The following is an 18,217-nucleotide window of genomic DNA, read 5'->3' as shown; positions in this document are numbered from 1 at the left end:
TTGTCTTCGCGTGTCATGATATCGCTCCGATAGTGAAGGAGCCATATCAATATCAGGTCATCGTGGTTATCTGAATGTGGGGAGAAATGGCCGCTTACGGCTAAGCGTACTTCGAGCAGTTGGTCGGCGACGTCTTCGACCCCTTGCGCCTCACGCAATGCACGGTCAGCACTGTGCAGCTGAGCATCCAGGCTGCGTTTGCTGCGTGAGCTACGCGCTTGAGGCTGTGTCAGTGCCGACAAGGGAGCATTTAAGCCATAACTATTAATATTGCGCTGTAGCGTTGGGGCAATTTGTGCATAGTCTTGGCTGAGTTGTTTGGCGGTGTCGCGTTTTATCTCTACCACGTTGTTATCTGCGCTACCGGCAAAAGCGGGGGTGAAAACCTGAGAAAGGCCGGCGAATAGCAGCGAGATCAGTATTTTTTTATTCATCGCATTTCCTTTTCGTTATGTCCAACTGACGTTAGCTAGGGCTAACGCTTTGTATCTTGCGATGCTTGTCTTTAAACACGCTATCTCAAATAAAAAGAGCTGTGAGTACAGTTCACAAAAAAACTGAAACTCTAATGCGAAATTAGTCATTTTTGGAATTGGAGTAAATACTCACTAATGAAAAAGAATGAGATTTCCAGCAATCAATCGGTATGAATGTTGGCAGTTTTAACCGTAACTGATTGATTGGTGAAATGAAGCGATGAGAGGGAGTGGGAAAAGAACCATCAATGTTGTAGGCCGTGCGGGTAAGCCATAAACACGATAGCAGACGGTAAAAGGTGGGAGAGAAGAGCGTGGGGAGAGAACCGCCAGCATTGCACTGGCGGTGTTGAGTGCTTAAATGCCGTCGCGTTCTAGCGGACAGCTCATGCAGCGTGCACCGCCTCGGCCTCGGCCGAGTTGGTCGCCGGGAATAGAGAGCACTTTAATGCCGGCTTTATCATATTTTTCATTGGTGTAGGTATTGCCTTCGTAGCCAATCACGACGCCTGGGCGCACGGTCAGCACGTTGTTGGCATCGTTCCATTGCTCACGCTCGGCGGCATAGCTGTCACCGCCGGTAGTAATGATGTTTAACGGGCCGACATCCAGCGCTTTTTCAATCGCGGTGAGGTAGCAAGACTGTGCTTCCACGTTAAGGCTGTCTTCCCCTTTACGGGTTAAGCGCCAGCAAGGCAAATCAGGGCGCATCACCGTGGGGTAGACTGAGAAAGTATGGATATCCATGTGGGTCATCACGGTATCCAGGTGCATGCATGAGCGGTTTTTCGGTAATTGCACCGCAATCACTTCTTTGGCTTGACCGCTAAACAGTAGGCTACGCGCTAGCTGTTCAACCCCTTGAGGCGTGGTGCGCTCGGACATGCCAATCAAAACCGCGCCGCGGCCAATGACCAGCACGTCGCCACCTTCAATCGCGGCGTTGTCGTAATCGCGGACCTCATCACCGAGGTAATTGACAAATTGGCTTTGCGCGAACTTAGGATGCCAGCGGTAAATGGCGCGCAAGTGATTGGTCTCTCGCTGGCGGGCGGATTTCGCCATTGGGTTGAGTGAGACGCCGCCATACACCCAGCAGGAGGTATCGCGGGTAAACAGATGGTTGGGCAGCGGCTCAATCACGAAGTCGGTTTTGTCGTGCATCGCTTGCATCATCGAGGATGATTGCACGGGTAAATCGATATAGCTTAAGCCACCGAGCAGAATGTCCGCGAGCGTGTTGTGGTCGATATCGGCCATGTAGGCGCGCACATCGTTGGCAAATTGATAGCCAAGACGGTATTGGTTGAGCTGGGTGTCGAGCAGCCATTGCTTGGCATCAGGTTCGGCTAATGTCTCAACCAGTAAGTCGTGCAGTAGGTGCACCTGCACGCCTTGATCCGTGAGCGTGCGGGCGAACATATCATGCTCTTCGCCGGCACGCTCTACCGCCAGAACATCATCAAACAACAAATCGTGGCAGTTAGATGGCGTTAGGTGGTTTAACGCTCGTTCAGGGCGATGAAGCAGAACGCGCTTCAGTTGCCCAACTTCGGATCCAACGTAAAACTCACTCATGGTAGGTCCTCTTTTTCCTTAATACGGGCCAGGCAATGAGACAAACAGCGCCTTGCACACCCGGGATGTGTGCTCACCGATAAGGTGGGAATGCGGGCCGTTTGCACAGGGTGGGCGTGTCTCATGTCCTCTTTGGATGGTCGAATAATGACAACCTTCCGAGGGGAGGTCAATGTTACAAATCACTAACAATCTCGCCAAACTAGCAAGGTCACAGAAAATTCATCAACTTGGCGGTTTTATCGTCAGCTTCGCGGTGAGCGAACGTGGCATTTTTGCCGAAACCGTGCCATATTGCGCCCGTATTCATTTTCTGGAGTCGCGCTTATGTCACAGGCTGAACTGATTGAACAACAACACCAAGAAACGCGCATGATTATCGAGGAGCTTCTCGCCGACGGCAGTGATCCGGATGCGTTATATACCATTGAGCACCATTTATGCGCCGATACCTTTGCGGCGCTGGAAGATGCGGCGGTCGAGGCCTTTAAAATGGGCTTTGAGGTAGCAGAGGCTGAAGAGCTCGAGCTGGAAGAGGGCGGCACGATTGTTTGCTTTGATGCGGTCATGGAAACCGCCTTGAATGCCGAACGTATTGATGAGCAGGTAGAAAAGTTGGTGGCGTTGGCCGACAAGCACAACATTGATTACGACGGCTGGGGTACCTATTTCGAGTCGGATGAAGACGAAGAAAGCCCAGAAAGCGAGTAAATTTACTCGCACCAGTAAGCCTCAAAAAGCCACGTTCGCGTGGCTTTTTATTTGCCTGAACTTGTTTACAGCACCTTTATCATGGTGACTTCACAGCTGTCGTGACCGGTGTTTCCCATCCTAGGACACGGCACAAAACCGAGTGACTGATACAAGGCAATGGCGGCGGTGAGGTTGGCGGTGGTCTCGAGGTAGCAGCGCTGATAGCCCCATTCTCGCGCCGTATCCATCGCCTTGACGGCTAACCGCTTTGCGATGCCTTTGCCGCGTAATGCTGGCAGAAAGTACATCTTCTGTAGTTCACACACACCATCGTGCCCAGGCAAAGGGGCGACACCGCCACCGCCGAGGATCACTCTATCTGCTTCAATCACCCAATAGGCGGCATGCGGGTGCGTATATTGTTCGCTGAGATAATCGAGGGTGGGATCGGCCACGCTAAATCCAGCATCGGCACTAAGACCATGTTCGGCAGAGACGCGACGAATGACATCGGCAATGGCAGGGTTATCGCTCGGCGCAATTAAGCGCACGTCGAGGGACGCAGGGGCGTGTGAGTCAGCCTTGCGTAAATTTTGGGGGCAATCCTTAGCCATTAACACACTCCGGATAATAGATTTATCGACAATCTATCTCACTGAGATGGCTTTCACAACTCAATCGCGATATAGGCAAGGCGGCGATCATTGCGCGTTGTTCGGCGTCACTATCCCCGGTGTGGTTTTAGTGGTGGTGGCCAAGGTGCACCGGCGCGGGTTTTACCCCATGACGGCGCTGCCAGATTTTTTCATGGAAAAAGTAAGCCAATGTATTGATGCTTGGCTCAACCAGCGCTAATGCACCACCGACTAACCAATCACCGCTGATCAAATAGCCGACCAAGAAAGCGACGTTAAAGTGGATCACCGCAAAGCTGGCGGTTTTAATCACCGGACGCGCTTGACGGCTTAGTTTCCACACTTTTTCATGAAGGTAAAAGGCACCCGTGTTGACCGTTGGCTCGGTCATGGCAATTAAGCTACCTAAAATGATATCGCCGGTGAGCACATACGCGACCGTAAAGGCGATCGAAAAGTGGATAGCGGCAAAACTGAGTGTCTTTTTCATGGTGTAGCTCCTTCGCGGCAACACGCGTTTAATCAACAATGACAGTATGTACGGTTCATGTCGATAAATAAAAACGGTTCTCACTATCTTTTAGATAGAGAAGGGCTATCAAAGGCGATCAGTGCTGGTACAACAACCGTTGAGAAAGTGACCAAGCCAATTGTGTGCTGGTGTTGGGCATAAAAAAAGCCACGCCGATTGGCGTGGCTTATCACAGGGTATCGGTAACACCGATGAACTATAACGCAGCGATGGTGACCTTTTGCTCACCGAGCTTGGTTAAGGTGTCACGATAGCCATCGAGCTTTTCACGCTCTTTCGCTACCACGGCTTCGGGCGCTTTAGCGACAAAGCCTTCATTGCCAAGCTTACCTTCAACACGCTTGATCTCACCTTCGATTTTGGCGATCTCTTTGTCCAGACGCGCCAGTTCGGCATCTTTATCAATCAAGCCCGCCATTGGGATCAAGATCTCAGCGCTGCCAACCAAGGCAGACGCACAGGCCGGTAGCGTTTCGCTGCCGTCCAGTACCTTGAAACTGCCCAGTTTGGCCAGTGCGTTTAAGGTGGTGCTGTTGCTGCTCGCACGATCAGCATCACGTGAATCGGCGGCTTTTAGCATTACGTCAAGCGGTTGGCTTGGCGCAATATCGTACTCAGCACGTAGGTTACGGATGCTGACGATAAACTGCTTCACCCACTCAATGTCTTCTGACGCTTGGGTGTTCACGTGGCTTTGATCAAATTGCGGCAGAGGCTGCTGCATAATGGTGTCGCCTTCCACGCCGTTTACCAGCGGTTTAACGCTCTGCCAGATCGCTTCGGTGATGTAAGGGATCACAGGGTGCGCCAGACGCAAGGTTTTCTCCAGCACGGTGATCAAGGTATAACGGGTGGCACGCTGTTGTGCGTCGTCACCTTTCCACAGCACCGGTTTGGTCAGCTCCAAGTACCAATCGCAGAATTGATGCCAGATAAACTCATACAAGACGCCCGCCGCCATATCGAGACGGTAGTTGTCGAGGTGGGTGTTAAAGTCTTTGGCCGCTTGTTGGAACTGAGACTCGATCCACTGATCGGCATTTGAGAAGGTCATCTCGCCGCCGTTCATGCCGCAATCTTGCGCTTCGGTGTTCATCAGCACGTAACGGCTGGCGTTCCAAAGTTTGTTACAGAAGTTGCGGTAACCTTCCAGACGCTTCATGTCCCAGTTGATGTCACGGCCGGTAGAGGCCAGTGCTGCCAAGGTAAAGCGCAAGGCATCGGTGCCGTGGGCGTCGATGCCGTTTTCGAAGGTTTTGCGGGTCGCCTTCTCGATTTTTTCAGCCAGCTTAGGCTGCATCATGTTACCGGTGCGCTTGGCAACCAGATCATCAATGCCAATGCCGTCAATCATGTCGAGTGGGTCAAGCACGTTGCCTTTCGACTTCGACATCTTGGCGCCACTTTCATCGCGAATCAGGCCGGTCATGTAGATGGTTTTGAACGGGACTTGTGGCTTGCCGTTTTCATCTTTGATGAAGTGCATGGTCATCATGATCATGCGCGCCACCCAGAAGAAGATAATATCGAAGCCTGACACCAATACATCGGTAGGATGGAAGGTTTTCAGTGCATCGGTATTTTCTGGCCAGCCGAGGGTGCCGAATGTCCAAAGCGCCGATGAGAACCAGGTATCGAGCACGTCTTCGTCTTGGCGCAGCGCGACGTCGTCGCCAATCTGGTTGTCACGACGGACTTCGTCTTCATCGCGGCCCACATAGACATTGCCGTGATCGTCATACCAGGCTGGAATGCGGTGACCCCACCAAAGCTGACGCGAAATACACCAGTCTTGTACATCGCGCATCCAGGCAAAGTACATGTTTTCGTATTGCTTGGGCACAAACTGAATGTCGCCATCTTCTACCGCTTTGACAGCCGGCTCGGCGAGCGGCGCGGTGCGCACATACCATTGGTCGGTCAGCATCGGCTCAATAACCACGCCACCGCGATCGCCATAAGGGACGGTCAGATCGTGATCTTTGATTTCACCCAGCAAGCCGAGAACGTCAAACTCGGCGACGATCGCTTTACGCGCCGCAAAACGTTCCAAACCCTGGTAGGCGGCTGGAATGTCGCTCGCGTAGGCGGTGCTTGGCTGGCCTTTGTGATCAAACACTTCTGCGTGCTCGCGGATATCCGCGTTCAGGGTCAAAATGTTGATCATTGGCAGCTGGTGGCGCTGGCCGACTTCGTAGTCATTAAAGTCGTGCGCGGGAGTGATTTTTACACACCCGGTGCCTTTTTCCATGTCGGCGTGTTCGTCGCCCACGATCGGGATACGACGATTCACCACTGGCAGCAACACGTGCTGACCAATCAGATCTTTGTAACGCGGATCGTCTGGGTTTACCGCAACACCGGTATCGCCCAGCATGGTTTCTGGACGGGTGGTGGCAACGACAATGTAGTCTTTACCGTCTGCGGTTTTGGCACCATCAGCCAGTGGATAACGGAAATGCCACATGTGGCCTTTCTTGTCTTTGTTTTCCACTTCCAAGTCCGAAATCGCCGTGTGCAGTTTCGGATCCCAGTTCACCAAGCGTTTGCCGCGATAAATCAAGTCTTCTTTGTGCAGGCGCACAAACACTTCTTTTACCGCATTGGAGAATCCTTCGTCCATGGTGAAACGTTCGCGATCCCAGTCGACAGAGGCTCCCAAGCGGCGCAGCTGTTGGGTAATGGTACCACCGGATTCGCCTTTCCATTGCCAAATTTTGTCAATAAACGCGTCACGGCCGTAGTCGTGCTTGGTTTTGTTTTCTTCGGCTGCGATCTTACGTTCCACCACCATCTGCGTGGCAATACCGGCGTGGTCGGTCCCCACTTGCCAAAGGGTATTTTTACCTTTCATGCGCGCGGCACGGGTCAGGGTATCCATGATGGTATCCTGAAACGCGTGGCCCATATGCAGGCTACCGGTTACATTCGGAGGTGGGATCATGATGCTAAAGGCATCTTTGCTGGTATCACCATGAGGTCGGAAATAGCCCGCCTCTTCCCAGCGCTGATACAGCGCTTTTTCAATTGATTGTGGATTATATGTCTTTTCCATAGCGCTCTTGAAAGATCGTCAAGGGTTGGGCGATTGGTCGATGGCCAAGGTATGAAGTTGCAGGCCTGCCAGTCGGTATGCTTTATATCGGTGACGCGCGTGCTGTTTAAGCGTCTCATCGCAAGGGACGAAGTCTACCACTTGTGCAAACGAAGGCGCAAAATTTGATGCCTCTGTCGCCAAATTGATTAACACACTGCGATGACCGGTATGGCGCACACCTGGCCAGCCTATTTCCACCGGTGCGCCGCCTCGCGGCCCTTCACCGACCAGGTTATGGGGCACGAAGGTATCTGGGTCACGTTGCCATAAAGCGTCATCCAATTGATGCGCTTGGGCTTGGTCCTGTGCGGCCAGATAAATGCGTTGCCCTTGTTGATAGTAGTAAAAAGCCAAATCAATGGCCGTGTCTATCAGTATTTGTTGTTCACGCGCTTGCTGCTCAGGTGTCAGCCCCAGGCTGTTGCTGTCGTCTGCCGGCTCGGGCGGCGACAAAAGATAAAAGGTGGCGGTGGGCATATACGCTCCTAAATGTGAGAAACGGCCTCCGTCCCAAAAGCGGGGTGTCCGGGTAGCGCGGAGCCATCAACATAGCCGATTGTGCGTGCAGACACCAGTGCCGGATAAAGTTTCAACAAAAAAGGAGGCCGGTGGGCCTCCTGTTCGTGGTTACTCTTCCAATTCAAGCCCGGAGCGGTTGAGTAAAAATTGCACCAGCAGAGGAACGGGACGGCCGGTGGAACCTTTTTCTTTGCCGCCGCTTTTCCAAGCAGTCCCAGCGATGTCTAAGTGTGCCCAGTTGTACTTTTTGGCAAACCGAGACAAGAAGCAGCCCGCGGTGATGGTGCCACCGCCTTTACCACCAATATTGGCCATATCGGCAAACGGGCTATCGAGTTGCTCTTGGAACTCGTCAGTCATTGGCAGGCGCCACGCACGGTCACCGGCTTGCTCTGAGGCACTGATAATATCGTGCGCCAAGGGGTTCTGGTTAGCAATTAGGGCGCTGATGTGATGGCTAAGGGCCATGATGCACGCGCCGGTGAGGGTTGCCACATCAATCACACACTCTGGCTCATAACGCTCTACATAGGTGAGGGCATCACAAAGTACTAAGCGACCTTCGGCGTCGGTATTAAGCACCTCGACCGTTTGCCCTGACATGGTCGTCAGGATGTCACCTGGACGATAGGCTTGGCCGTCTGGCATGTTTTCACAACCGGCGAGCACACCCACGACATTGATAGGTAGGTTAAGCTCGGCCAAGGCACGCATCACCCCAAATACCGATGCGGCACCGCCCATGTCGTACTTCATCTCATCCATACCGGCACCGGGCTTAATGGAAATACCGCCCGAGTCAAAGGTGAGGCCTTTGCCGACGAGCACAATCGGTTTTGCCTCTGGATCAGGGCTGCCCTTGTACTCCATGATCGACATCATCGATTCATTTTTTGAGCCACGGCCAACCGCAAGATAGGAATGCATGCCCAGCTTGTCCATTTCTTCTTCACCGATAATACGGGTGGTGACCGCATCATAGTCATCGGCTAAACGGCGCGCTTGCGAGGCAAGATAGGCAGGGTTCGCCACGTTCGGTGGCATATTACCCAAATCTTTACAGGCATTCACACCAGAAGCGATCGCTAAGCCATGCGCGATGGCACGCTCACCCAGATTCAATTCACGACGCGTTGGGACGTTGAACACCATTTTGCGTAATGGGCGACGAATTTCTGGCTTAACACTTTTGAACTGGTTAAAGGTGTACAGACTGTCTTTGGTGCTTTCAACCGCTTGACGTACCTTCCAGTATGTATCACGGCCTTTAACATGTAGCTCGGTTAAAAAGCAGACCGCTTCCATCGAGCCGGTTTCATTGAGGGTGTTGATGGTTTTTTTGATGATTTCTTTGTATTGGCGCTCGCCGAGCTCGCGCTCTTTACCACAACCCACCAGTAATACGCGCTCAGATAACACGTTCGGAACATGGTGTAGCAGGAGCACTTGGCCGGGTTTACCTTCAAGATCACCGCGGCGCAGCAGGGCGCTGATGTAGCCGTCGCTGATTTTGTCGAGTTGCTCGGCCACGGGGGACAGGCGGCGAGGCTCAAACACGCCAACGACAATACAGGCACTGCGTTGCTTTTCGGGGCTACCGCTCTTTACACTGAACTCCATTTGTACTCCTAGATCCTAAAGACAATTGAGACCAAATGTTGGATAATGCCGCCACTATATGTTGTTGAACGCGCTTTGATGCGTCCAGATCAGCCGGCGGTCAACAAATGGCCGAAAGATTAGAAAACAACTAATTAACCCAGAAACTATAGTTATTCGAGTAAAAAAACAAGTTTTCCATAGGTGCCTTCGCTTTGATAATTGTTCGATATTTGATCCGGGAGACAGTTAAAACACAAGTTGCCGTTTTATTTGTGTTGTTTCTGGTCTTTTTCAGCCAAAAATTTATCCGTGTGCTCGCCAGTGCCACGGAAGGATCGATCCCGGGGAATCAGATCATTACCTTAGTCGGTTTATATATGCCGTCGATGGCAATGCTGATGTTACCTTTGAGCTTGTATATCGGCATTTTGATTACATTCGGGCGGCTCTATGCTGAGAGTGAGATCACGGTCATGAACGCCACTGGGATTGGCAATGAGTTTCTGATCCGCGCTGCGCTGTATCTCGCGATTATCACCGGATCCGTGGCGGCGTTTAACTCGCTTTGGCTAACGCCATGGGCCAATAACCAAGAGCTCGAGGTGATGGAGCAATTAGAGGCCAAATCCGGTTTAGAATTGTTGGTGCAAGGGCAGTTTCAAAGTGCGCCATCGGGTGAGGCGGTGATTTTCGTCGATAATATCGAAGATGATGGTAAAACGCTCAAACAGGTATTTGTCGCTCAGCCCGTCCCCCAAGGCTCTTTACTGCCGAATGTGGTGGTGGCCGATAAAGGCTATGTGTCTGAGCTGCCTGACGGTCGACAAGTCTTGGATTTGTTAGAGGGAACCCGTACCGAGGGCGTACCGACTCAGCTTAACTATGGTGTAACGACCTATAAAAACTATCAGGTATTGATTGGTCAGCGCGAAGTGCGTGAAAAAAGTCGTGACTGGGATGCGATGCCAACCTTGCAATTGGTTGGTGAATCAAGTTTGAAGGCGCGCGCCGAACTGCAGTGGCGTATTTCCTTGGTATTGTGTATCCCCTTGATGACCATGATTGTGGTGCCGTTATCGGCGGTGAACCCGCGTCAGGGACGCTTTGCCAAACTCTTCCCCGCGATAATGATTTATCTGGCCTATTTTTTATCGATCAGCGCGGCGAAATCCGCGGTAGAAGATGGCGATCTGCCCGCACAAATTGGTCTGTGGAGTATCAATGTGGCCGCTTTATTACTGGCCGTGATCCTCGCCAGCTGGGATTCGCTACCGGTGAGAAAACTCAAAGCTAGCTTAAAAGGATCTGCCTGATGTTTCGCATTCTTGATTGGTATATTGGCCGGACTCTGATAGGCACCTCGTCACTGTGTTTGGCGACCTTGGTGGGATTGTCTGCGATCATCAAGTTTGTCGAGCAGTTACGCTCGGTCGGTGATGGTACCTACACCATGGGCAAAGCGATTTTGTATGTGTTGCTCAGCATGCCGCGCGATATTGAAATGTTCTTCCCCATGGCGGTTTTGCTGGGGGCATTGATTGGTTTGGGAATGCTGGCCTCAAGCTCAGAGCTGGTGGTGATGCAGGCCGCTGGGGTGTCGAAACTCCAAATTGGCTTATCAGTGCTTAAAACGGCCATTCCGTTAATGTTGATTGTGATGGTGCTGGGCCAGTGGGGCGCACCGGATGCGCAAAAAGCCGCTCGTGAGCTGCGTGCCATTGCCAAATCAGGTGGAAACGTGATGTCGGTGCGGCGTGGGGTTTGGGCGAAAGATGGCGACGATTTTATTTATATCGCCCGCGCGGATGAGCAAGATACGCTGACCGGTGTGAGCATTTGGAAGTTTGATGACCAGCAAACCATGACCAATGTGGTGTTTGCTGAGCGTGCTGATTATCTCAATAAAGACAGTTGGATGCTTAAAGATGTGACCATTACGCGCATGCAAAATCAAACCGCGCTGAGCAATGTAGAGCAGGATGAATTGGTTTGGAATACCACACTGACGCCTGACAAATTAGCGGTGGTGACGGTGAAACCCGAAGAGCTACCGCTATCGGGTTTGTATAGTTATGTGTCCTACCTTAAAGCGTCACAGCAAGATGCGTCACGTTATGAGCTGGCCCTGTGGCGCAAAGCGGTACAGCCGCTGTCGATCGCGGTGATGATGCTGTTGGCGCTGAGTTTTGTCTTTGGCCCTTTGCGAAGTGTCACCATGGGTGCGCGGGTGCTATCAGGGGTGATTTTTGGCTTTGGCTTTTATATCGCCAACGAAGTCTTTGGGCCGATGAGTTTGGTGTATCATCTCCCTCCGGCCATTGGTGCTATCACTCCAAGTGTCATTTTTCTGGTGATCACCTTGCTGTTACTGAGACGCAAGCTGTAGTGCTGAAAGTAAACGCTTAGCGACAAGGTAAGGTGATGACATCAGTGCTTTGGCAAATCAATCGCGAGCGTGAAGAGATTAAAAAAGGGCCGATAACATATCGGCCCTTAGTTTATTTGATCATTCTCTAAGTGTGGTTTAGAAGCTGTAGCTCATACCTAAACGAACATCGCGCCCAGGCTCAGGCATGCTATTGCCGCTGCTTAAGGTAAACGAGCTATGCTCGCTGTATTCTTTGTCGAGCAGGTTATTGACCGCGAGTGAAACAGTAAGCCCCTGATAGGCTGCTGGCTGCCACTGTGCGCGTACATCATGAACCATGTAACCAGGTTTCTCGTGTTTACCTTCTGGCACATCGGTCAGCCTTTCCACTCCGGTAAGGGTATAGCCTAAGCTCACATCGGTATCGACTAGCTGATATTGCGTATCCCACACCCAAGTGTTACCGACTGACGCGCCAATTGCCATGGCGTCGCCCAAAGGATCGCCATTTTCATCTTCCATGTCGACGTAGCTATAGCTCAGTCGGGTATCGAGCTGCTTGAGCGCCCAGTTAACACTGGCTTCGACACCTTGGCTCGTCACATCATCCTCTAGATTGTAAAGGTAGTGTGGGTCACTACCGCGATCATACGCCTGGTAGTTTTCTATTTGAGTATTAAAGCCGGTGACTGCAAAACTCAGGATGTCTTGTTCGGCTAGCATCCCATAACCTTGCCATTCAACACCGATTTCAGCTTGTTTAGCTTGTTCGGGCTTTAAGCCTTTTTCCACATCAACGGCACCACCGATCAACAATACTTCGCGGGTTTTGGCACCGCGCACGGCTTCGCCGTAGCCAGCATGAAGACGGAGGTTGTCAGTGGCTTGATAGCTCAGTTGTAGGTTCGGTGATACTTCACTGCCATCGATCTCGCCTGCTTGGCCATAATCGGTGTGGTAATCATCAAAACGGGCACCCCAAGCAATGCCAAGGTCGCCGATTGTCATTCTATCTTGCAAGAAAACACCAATGTTTCTGGCTTTGTCTTGGTTGTTAGGACCATTCGCTTCTTCATAATCGATATTGTCGGTTTTTTGCTCGAACATATCGATGCCAGCGGTGAGGTCATGCTGCAAAGCACCGGTATTGAAACGCATACGATTACGAATATCACCGCCAATATTGCGTGAACGGCTGAATGTCTGGCTCTCAATGCGATCAAGGTCGAGGGTGTTTTGATAGAGCTTGGTGGTCAGTTCAATCCAGTTAGAATCCGGCGCCCAGCGATGTTGGAAAGAGAAGGTTTCGCGCTCGGTTTCTTGATAGCTCTGTGACTGACGGCTGAATTCAGGCATGTGCGCACGGATAAAGTAATCGCCCTCATCCGTCCGACGTTCGGCGCTAACACGAACATCATGATCACCGTGCTCAAGAAGCGAAAGCTTGACCAAGTAGCTTCGCTGTTGGCTGGCAGTAGCAGGTTGTAAATCACCACCACCGTGACGATAGTCGTCACTATTGCGACCTTTCATGTAGGCAAGAATGCCCAGTGATTCGCCAAGGCGACCATACACAGCGGAACTGCCCGAGGTCGCATTTGCCGCGCTTTCGTGGCCGGCGGAAAAACGGGCACCGATATCTTGCCCTGCGCGAAGCATGTCTTGCGCATCTTTGGTTTCAAAGCGGACGCTACCTCCTAATGCGCCAGGGCCACTATCAGCGCTAGCAGGTCCGGACTCTACGCCAACACGTTTGAGTAATTCAGGCTCAATATTTAAACGCCCTTGGTGATGGAACAGGTAGCCACCTTGAGCTGCACCATCAACGGTAATGTTGAGGTTGGTATCTTCAACACCGCGCAGATAGACCTTTTGTCCGGTGCCAATCCCGCCGCCGACGTTAATGCTGGCGGTATCGCGGAACATGTCTTCTAGATCTTGTGCCTGACGTGCTTCAAGCGCTTCGGCATTAACCGCTATTTTGCCTTGTAGGCTGTCAGCGGTGACAGTCACTGTCTCGACCGGCTTTGGGTCTTGAGCATGAGCGGGCAGACTGAGCGTTCCCGCGGCGATAAGAGCAAGGGTGAGCGGTCTTAAACGTAAATGCATGTCATACTCCTATGCAAATAGTTCTCATTTGATTGTGGGGCGGGACTATATCAAGGCGAGATCAAAATAACCAATAAAATCACATTAAAAATGCGTATTGTTACGATTATCATCTGCCTATGTTGCTAAATGGATAGACTATGTGACGTGTTTGTTTTTAATAAGAAAATAGAGAGGCAATCAGAAAGCTAATGCAGATGCTATGCGGTGGAAACGGACGAGAAAAGAATGAAGACGGAAAATAAGAGGGCCAGCAATCATGCCGGCCCACACAAAAGAATACGTCTTTTAACGTTAATCTTTTTTAGATTGAGGCGCATCTAGGTATTCAAACGCCTTAACCACGCCTTCTACACCGCGAATATTGCGCGCTATCTCAACCGCTTGGTCCGCTTGTGATTGGGTGACGGCGCCCATTAAAAACACTTCGCGGGCTTCAGTGACCACCTTGATATTTACCGCGCGTAACTGGTCATCGGCGACAAAGGCTGCTTTAACGCGGGTCGTTAGCCAGCTATCCGTACTGATATCGGCCAAGCCAACCATTGGCGTTTCACGGACTTCGTTATAGACAACATCGACGTTATCCAGGGCTCGGACCCGTTCAACCAGTTGCTGGGTGAGGGCCTGGTCGGTGCTTTGCCCGACTAACAGAACTTGCCCTTGAAACGATGCCGCCTTAACGCGAAGCTTATTTTTGAACGGGGCTTTGTTCACGATCCCGGCGGTATTGAGACCAATTTGGGTATCGTGCCACTCTTCTCCGGTCGTACGAGGATCGGAGGAATAAATGGCGGAACACGCTTGCAGCGTCAGTGCCAATATCAAGGTCATGATAACGCGCATGAATTATTCTCCGTGAGAAGGAAAGAGGACTTGGTCAATCAGGTCACACAAGCAATGGACAGTGAGCAGGTGTCCTTCTTGAATGCGCGCGGTACGTTGCGAGGGAATACGGACTTCGACATCACGCTGGCCAAGCAACCCGGCCATTTCGCCGCCGTCTTTCCCGGTTAACGCAATAATGGTCATATCACGGGTCACGGCAGCTTCCATCGCTTTGATGATGTCTTTACTGTTGCCGCTGGTGGATATGGCCAGAAGCACATCGCCCGCTTGCCCTAGCGCTCGTACTTGCTTGGAGAAGACTTCATCGTGGCTGTAGTCGTTGGCCACTGCGGTTAAGGTGGTAGTGTCTGTGGTGAGCGCCAAAGCCGGTAAGCTGGGACGCTCAGTCTCAAAGCGATTTAACAGGCAAGACGCAAAATGCTGGGCATTCGCGGCGGAACCGCCATTACCACAACACAAGATTTTGTTGCCGTTAAGTAGGCTTTGCACCATTACTTGTGCCGATTGTGATAGATACTCGGGAATCGCTTCTGCGGCCGCGATTTGGGTTTGAATACTTTCGGTAAAGCTCTCTTTAATGCTCTCTAGCATGACTTACCCTTGAACAATGTTTTGAATCCAGTTGACCGCCTCAACGCTGCCATCAAAGGTGACAGCGTCAAAGCGAAATTCGGTTTGCATACTTTTGATGCCGCGGCATTGCATCCAACGCTCAGCGGCGAGAATTAAACGACGTTGTTTGGTGGCGGTAATGCTCGCCGCCGCGCCACCAAAGCCGTGCCCGCGCCGGAAACGCACCTCGACAAACACCAAGCAACTGCCATCGCGCATCACAAGATCAATCTCGCCGCGACGACTATGGGCGTTTTTATCGAGCAGACTCAGCCCGTGGCGCATTAGGTATTGGCAAGCGTGTGCTTCGTAAGCCTGTCCTGTTGCTCTGGACTGAGGCTGTTTCACTGCGCCTCTCCGCGAGATTCCGTCTCAACAGGCTCAATGGCGGTTTGACCAAATCGCGCCCAGTCTAGCTGACGGTGGATAATACACTGATCGGCGAGTGAGAGTTGCCCCGTTTGACCATTTAGCTGATAACCCGGCTGGGCTTGCATTTGTGGTAGCCCCTTCAGCAGCTGGTAAGCATCCATCCCCAAGGCATGTAAGCGCGTGGTGTTGTTACTTGGCGATGGATGACGCTGTTGATAGCTTTTATACGCATCGCTTTGGGCGTGCACTAATAGAGGAATATCACTGAATTCGATGCCTTCAAGCTCGGCTAATTGGCCCATGCCATCGGCGCGGTTATTGCTACGCGAGCTTGCATAGAGTTTCGGCGGCAAGACATCGGGATTAATCGCGACCTCAATAAAGGGTTTTAATAAGGTCAGCTCAGCGGCACCGGCCACCATATAAACGGCGTCGATATCGCGACGGCTACGGGCTTGCGATTGTAAGGGTAAGTCGGTGAGTTTTTTCAGTTGTGAAATGCGGCGCTGACTGGCGTCTAAACCAAAGATATCACGAATGCGTGCTTGCATTTTATCACGATCACCGAGAGGCGCTTGCTCAACGTCTGTATCGGTGAGTGACTGCCAGCGGGCGGAAAATGCATCACGGATCCGTTGACCAAAGGCGGAGTCAGGGTAGAGCACTAAGGGGAACTGATACCCCTGCTGGTGAAGACGGTCGGCGGCTTGCGCGGCTTCTTGTTCGGGTGACAAGGTGAAGTAGCACACACCTTGCGTATAATTTTCATCCGTGGGCTGGTTAAGCGCCAATAAAGGCACTTGGCCGGCGAGCGCGTCACTGACTGCGGCGACTTTATGTTTCTGCAGTGGCCCCACCACGAAGTCGATGCCGTCATCACGGATACGTTGCGTGAGCGCATCGACATCCATGGCGTTGGTATCGTAAAAGCGCACACGAGGGCGTTGATCTGTTTTCGCATCAAGCATGGCTTCAATAAAGCCATCACGAATGGCATCCCCTTGATCAGCAAATTTATCCGTCAGTGGTAGCATGACCCCTACATTAGTGGGTTGTGTGATGGTCAGTGCTTGGATATCGGCCAAATTATCCGGTAAATACTGGTTCGCGGGGTGCGTAGGGTGCGACGCCAAGTAGGCATCTAATTGGCTTTGCATCTCGGCCAGATCGCGGGTGTAGCGGCGCGCGATGTCCAACAAGGTGACCCAACCGGCAAGGATGTCATCATCACTGGATTGAAGCTGTTTGATCTCGCGCTGGTTGAGCGATTGTAAATCTTGCCACAGCGTGTTCCATGCTTGCTGAGCTTGGTCGGATTCAATATAGCTGGCTAACCGATGCTGATTGTTGACCGCGTCCAGGGCATTGCCTTGCTGACGCGCAATTTTGGCTTTTTGCTGATAGAAGCGGACATATTGTCCCTCGGTGAGCTGCCAATCAGGGGATAAGGCCAACGCTTGATCGGCTTGGGTTAGCTTGCCGGTTTGTGCCAAAAAGCGCCCACGCGCGAGTGTCCATTCAATACGCTGGTCCGTATTAAGATTGCGCTCAGCCAAGCGCTGCAGCAGCACATCCGCTTGGTTCAATTGTTGCTCGTTAATCAGCGCTTTTATCGCCAGTAAAAACCAGTCATTTTGCTTATCACCTTGGCTGGTTTCGGCCTGCAACAAATAAAATGTCGAATTTTCCGTTGCCGGTTGACTGATGACATCACGCGCAGTTGGCGTGGTGGACGGCGCACTACAAGCCGCTAAAGCCAATGCTAAGGCTACAGGGGTAATAAGTCGTGTTACACTTTGACGCTTCTGGGTAAGTTTAACCATGAACATATTTCAACCGTGACAACGTTGCCCCTATCTTAATCGCCGAAGGGTTGTTAAACAAATGACTGATGCAAATCTATCCGACCATGCTCACCCCACGCTGTATATTGTGCCAACACCGATTGGCAATTTGGCTGATATTACCCAGCGTGCTCTTGATGTTTTAGCCAGTGTCGACGTGGTCGCGGCCGAAGATACGCGTCATACGGCTCGGTTGCTATCGCATTTTTCGATTAGTGCGAAAACTTTTGCGTTGCATGAGCACAATGAACAGCAGAAAGCCGCTGCATTGTTAACGCGCCTGCAACAAGGCCAGTCGATTGCATTAGTCTCTGATGCTGGCACCCCCTTGATTAGCGATCCGGGATATCACCTGGTCACTCAATGCCGTGAGGCGGGTGTCAGAGTGGTCCCATTGCCTGGCGCCTGCGCGGTAGTCACCGCATTAAGTGCATCGGGTTTGCCTTCAGACCGTTTTAGTTTTGAAGGGTTCCTGCCTCCTAAGACAAAAGCGCGACAAGATACGTTCCGTGAATTGGCCGATGATCCGCGTACCTTGATTTTCTATGAGTCACCGCACCGTATTCGTGACAGCTTGGCGGATATGCGCGAGGTACTGGGCGACGCGCGTCGCGTGGTGTTGGCGCGCGAACTAACGAAAACCTTTGAAACCATCCATGGGGCACCGTTGGGTGAACTCATTGAGTGGTTGAGTGAGGATCCTAATCGCTTACGTGGAGAAATGGTGTTATTGGTCGCCGGCCATCGCGCGGATAAAACGGCTTTGCCAACCGCGGCGTGTCATGCGCTGGGTCTATTGGCGGCCGAGTTACCGTTAAAAAAAGCAGCCGCGTTAGTCGCGGAATTATATGCGGTGAAAAAAAACGCACTCTATAAATGGGGCCTAGAGAATTTATAGCTGAGCGCGATTTACGCTGGCTTGCGTGAATAT

Annotated in this window: 16 protein-coding genes; 4 read left to right on the top strand and 12 right to left on the bottom strand. The window is 51.8% G+C overall.

Translation table 11 applies throughout. The features are described 5' to 3' along the window. A partial coding sequence (locus BZJ21_RS03985; RefSeq protein ID WP_131826332.1) for a DUF3103 family protein occupies nt 1-434 on the bottom strand: 434 nt, incomplete at its 3' end. A gap of 399 nt (nt 435-833) precedes the next feature. Next, the gene (gene arcA, locus BZJ21_RS03980; protein ID WP_077669167.1) at nt 834-2,054 is read right to left on the bottom strand and encodes an arginine deiminase; all 1,221 of its coding nucleotides are present in this window, start codon (nt 2,052-2,054) and stop codon (nt 834-836) included. A 327-nt stretch (nt 2,055-2,381) separates the two neighbouring features. Between arcA and rraB the strand changes: the two genes are divergently transcribed. Beyond that, a complete protein-coding gene (gene rraB, locus BZJ21_RS03975; RefSeq protein ID WP_021022642.1) occupies nt 2,382-2,765 on the top strand; it encodes a ribonuclease E inhibitor RraB in 384 nt (127 codons plus the stop codon). Nucleotides 2,766-2,830: 65 nt separating this feature from the next. On the opposite strand, the gene BZJ21_RS03970 is transcribed toward rraB, so the two are convergent. The 5 genes from BZJ21_RS03970 to pepA all read right to left on the bottom strand — a co-directional run bounded on the left by BZJ21_RS03970 (nt 2,831) and on the right by pepA (nt 9,150). Next, on the bottom strand, nt 2,831-3,361 hold the full coding sequence (locus tag BZJ21_RS03970; protein WP_077576221.1) for a GNAT family N-acetyltransferase: 531 nt from the start codon (nt 3,359-3,361) through the stop codon (nt 2,831-2,833). Between the two features lie 127 nt (nt 3,362-3,488). Then, entirely contained in the window at nt 3,489-3,872 is a 384-nt protein-coding gene (locus tag BZJ21_RS03965) for a DUF2061 domain-containing protein (RefSeq protein ID WP_077459876.1), read from the bottom strand. Nucleotides 3,873-4,110: 238 nt separating this feature from the next. After that, on the bottom strand, nt 4,111-6,969 hold the full coding sequence (locus tag BZJ21_RS03960; RefSeq protein ID WP_077669166.1) for a valine--tRNA ligase: 2,859 nt from the start codon (nt 6,967-6,969) through the stop codon (nt 4,111-4,113). Nucleotides 6,970-6,987: 18 nt separating this feature from the next. Then, complete coding sequence (locus tag BZJ21_RS03955; RefSeq protein ID WP_021022638.1) at nt 6,988-7,488, bottom strand: DNA polymerase III subunit chi; 501 nt, start codon at nt 7,486-7,488, stop codon at nt 6,988-6,990. A gap of 150 nt (nt 7,489-7,638) precedes the next feature. Beyond that, nucleotides 7,639-9,150 (bottom strand): leucyl aminopeptidase, encoded by a 1,512-nt coding sequence (gene pepA, locus BZJ21_RS03950; protein ID WP_021022637.1) that lies wholly within the window; start codon nt 9,148-9,150, stop codon nt 7,639-7,641. A gap of 194 nt (nt 9,151-9,344) precedes the next feature. Between pepA and lptF the strand changes: the two genes are divergently transcribed. Then, nucleotides 9,345-10,445 (top strand): LPS export ABC transporter permease LptF, encoded by a 1,101-nt coding sequence (gene lptF, locus BZJ21_RS03945; RefSeq protein WP_021022636.1) that lies wholly within the window; start codon nt 9,345-9,347, stop codon nt 10,443-10,445. Then, nucleotides 10,445-11,518 (top strand): LPS export ABC transporter permease LptG, encoded by a 1,074-nt coding sequence (gene lptG, locus BZJ21_RS03940; RefSeq protein ID WP_021022635.1) that lies wholly within the window; start codon nt 10,445-10,447, stop codon nt 11,516-11,518. The genes lptF and lptG overlap by 1 nt, the downstream gene beginning before the upstream one ends. A gap of 138 nt (nt 11,519-11,656) precedes the next feature. On the opposite strand, the gene BZJ21_RS03935 is transcribed toward lptG, so the two are convergent. The 5 genes from BZJ21_RS03935 to BZJ21_RS03915 form a co-directional block, all read right to left on the bottom strand. Then, on the bottom strand, nt 11,657-13,609 hold the full coding sequence (locus BZJ21_RS03935; RefSeq protein ID WP_077669165.1) for a TonB-dependent receptor domain-containing protein: 1,953 nt from the start codon (nt 13,607-13,609) through the stop codon (nt 11,657-11,659). 294 nt (nt 13,610-13,903) lie between these two features. After that, on the bottom strand, nt 13,904-14,455 hold the full coding sequence (locus BZJ21_RS03930) for a BON domain-containing protein (protein WP_077576218.1): 552 nt from the start codon (nt 14,453-14,455) through the stop codon (nt 13,904-13,906). Nucleotides 14,456-14,458: 3 nt separating this feature from the next. Further along, the gene (locus BZJ21_RS03925) at nt 14,459-15,049 is read right to left on the bottom strand and encodes a phosphoheptose isomerase (RefSeq protein ID WP_021022633.1); all 591 of its coding nucleotides are present in this window, start codon (nt 15,047-15,049) and stop codon (nt 14,459-14,461) included. 3 nt (nt 15,050-15,052) lie between these two features. After that, a complete protein-coding gene (locus BZJ21_RS03920; RefSeq protein WP_077576216.1) occupies nt 15,053-15,418 on the bottom strand; it encodes a YraN family protein in 366 nt (121 codons plus the stop codon). Beyond that, nucleotides 15,415-17,265 (bottom strand): penicillin-binding protein activator, encoded by a 1,851-nt coding sequence (locus BZJ21_RS03915; protein WP_158075499.1) that lies wholly within the window; start codon nt 17,263-17,265, stop codon nt 15,415-15,417. Before BZJ21_RS03915 ends, BZJ21_RS03920 begins: the two co-directional genes overlap by 4 nt. 61 nt (nt 17,266-17,326) lie before the next feature. Here BZJ21_RS03915 and rsmI point away from each other — a divergent pair, with 61 nt between their 5' ends. Beyond that, nucleotides 17,327-18,184 (top strand): 16S rRNA (cytidine(1402)-2'-O)-methyltransferase, encoded by an 858-nt coding sequence (rsmI, locus tag BZJ21_RS03910; protein WP_021022630.1) that lies wholly within the window; start codon nt 17,327-17,329, stop codon nt 18,182-18,184. The last annotated feature ends 33 nt before the right edge of the window (nt 18,185-18,217 follow it).

The organism is Salinivibrio costicola subsp. alcaliphilus (assembly GCF_001996185.1).
Lineage (GTDB): Bacteria > Pseudomonadota > Gammaproteobacteria > Enterobacterales > Vibrionaceae > Salinivibrio > Salinivibrio costicola.
Note: the sequence above shows the minus strand (reverse complement) of the source record. Positions and strands in the feature narration are given on the sequence as shown.